1 protein-coding gene is annotated in these 2,024 nt (G+C 70.1%); it reads right to left on the minus strand.

Features of this window, described 5'->3' with window-relative positions; all coding sequences use genetic code 11:
* Positions 1-2,024 (minus strand): CarD family transcriptional regulator (locus ELR45_RS38415; protein WP_240759884.1); only part of this gene is annotated, 2,024 nt, incomplete at both ends.

Raw genomic sequence — 2,024 nt, forward strand, 5'->3', positions numbered from 1 at the left:
ACCAGCACGCCGACCTGTTTGCCCTCCTGCACCGCCTTGAACGCGGCACGGACCGCGATCTCCGTCTTGCCGTAGCCGACGTCGCCACAGATCACCCGGTCCATCGGGGTGGACCGCTCCATGTCTGTCTTGACCTCGTTGATGGTGGAGAGCTGGTCCACCGTCTCGACGTACGGGAAAGCGTCCTCAAGCTCGCGCTGCCACGGTGTGTCCGGCCCGAACGCATAGCCCGGAGCAGCTTGCCGAGCGGCGTACAGCTTGATCAGCTCGGCGGCGATCTCCTTCACCGCCTTGCGGGCCCGGCCCTTGCGCTTGGCCCAGTCCGAGCCGCCGATGCGGTCCAGTCCGGGCGCATCACCGCCGACGTACTTGGTGACCTGTTCCAGCTGGTCGGTGGGGATGTACAGGCGGTCGGGCGGCTGCCCCCGCTTGCCCGGCGCATATTCGACCACGAGGTACTCGCGGGTGGCGCCCTGGACAGTGCGGCTGGTCATCTCGATGTAGCGGCCGACGCCGTGCTGGTCGTGCACGATGAAGTCGCCTGGTTTGAGCTGTAACGGATCGATCTGGTTGCGCCGCCGGCTGGGCATCCGGCGGGTGCCCTTCTCCGATGTCCGCTGGCCGGTGAGGTCGTCCTCGGTGAGCACCACCAGGCCCGCGCCGTCGGCAATGAATCCGTGCTGAATGGTGCCGGTGGTGACGTGGACGACTCCGGCATCGGGGCCGGTCGCCAGATCTTCGACGAGGCGTGCCGGGATCTCGGACTCGCCGAAGAGCTCGACCGTGCGCTGCGCGGTACCGTGCCCGCCGGTGATGACGACGGCGCGCTGGCCCGAGGCGACCCACCCTTTGAGGTCGGCGACGGCACGGTTGGTGTCGCCCCGGTAGGCGTCCGCGGCGCGGGCCGCGACCGGACGACTGGTCACCGCACCGGTGGCTACCATCTCGTCGCCCAGGTCCACCGCGTAGAGATCGGCATCGAGGTCTTCTGCCTGAGATCGCTGCCGGTTGCCTGTGCTCCCCGCGCCGTCGCCGCTGTCGGCGCCTGCTCCGCCGCCGAGGCCGAACGGACTCACGCTCCACCACGGCAGACCGAGTGTGATCGCGTGCGCACGGACGTCGGACAGCGTGCGGTACGCGGCGGCACCGAGGTCGATGGGCGCGCTGCCACCACTCGCGGCCGCCGCCCAGGACGCGTCGAGGAACTCCTGGCTGGTGGCGACCAGATCGTGAGCGCGGGTGCGGATCCGCTCCGGGTCGCAGGCCAGCACGTGCGTGCCGTCCGGCAGCAGGTCGAGGAGGAGCTCCATCTCGTCCACCAGCACCGGCGCGAGCGACTCCATCCCCTCGACGGCCACGCCGGAGGCGATCTTCTCCAGCATCTCGGCCAGCTCAGGGTGCTGTCCGGCCAGCGTCCCGGCTCGTTGCCGGACCGTGTCGGTGAGCAGCAGTTCCCGGCACGGTGGCGCCCACAGCCCGTGCTCGGCGAGCTCGGCGGAGCGCTGGTCGGCCACCGTGAAGTACCGGACCTCCTCGACCGTGTCACCCCAGAAGTCGATCCGCAGCGGATGCTCTTCGGTGGGCGGGAAGACGTCGACGATGCCGCCCCGCACCGCGAACTCCCCGCGTCGCTCGACCAGATCGACTCTGGTGTAGGCGGCGGCCGCCAGCTGTTCGACCATGTCGTCGAGGGCGACGTCGTCGTTGGCGTGCACCCGTACCGGCCGCAGTTCGGCCAGTCCGGCCACCTGGGGCTGGAGAACGCTGCGCACCGGAGCGACCACGACCTTGATGGGGGTGTCGTCCTCGGCCGGGTGCACCAACCGGCGCAGCACCGCCAGCCGGCGGCCCACAGTGTCGCTTCGGGGAGAGAGCCGTTCGTGCGGAAGGGTCTCCCATGCTGGGTACTCGACCACCGAGTTCGGATCCATCAGGCATTGCAGCGCACTGACCAGGTCTTCCGCCTCGCGTCCGGTGGCAGTGACGGCCAGCACCGGCCGGTCGGCACCGACGTCGCCGTCGGC

The organism is Phytoactinopolyspora endophytica (assembly GCF_004138495.1).
Taxonomy (GTDB): domain Bacteria; phylum Actinomycetota; class Actinomycetes; order Jiangellales; family Jiangellaceae; genus Phytoactinopolyspora; species Phytoactinopolyspora endophytica.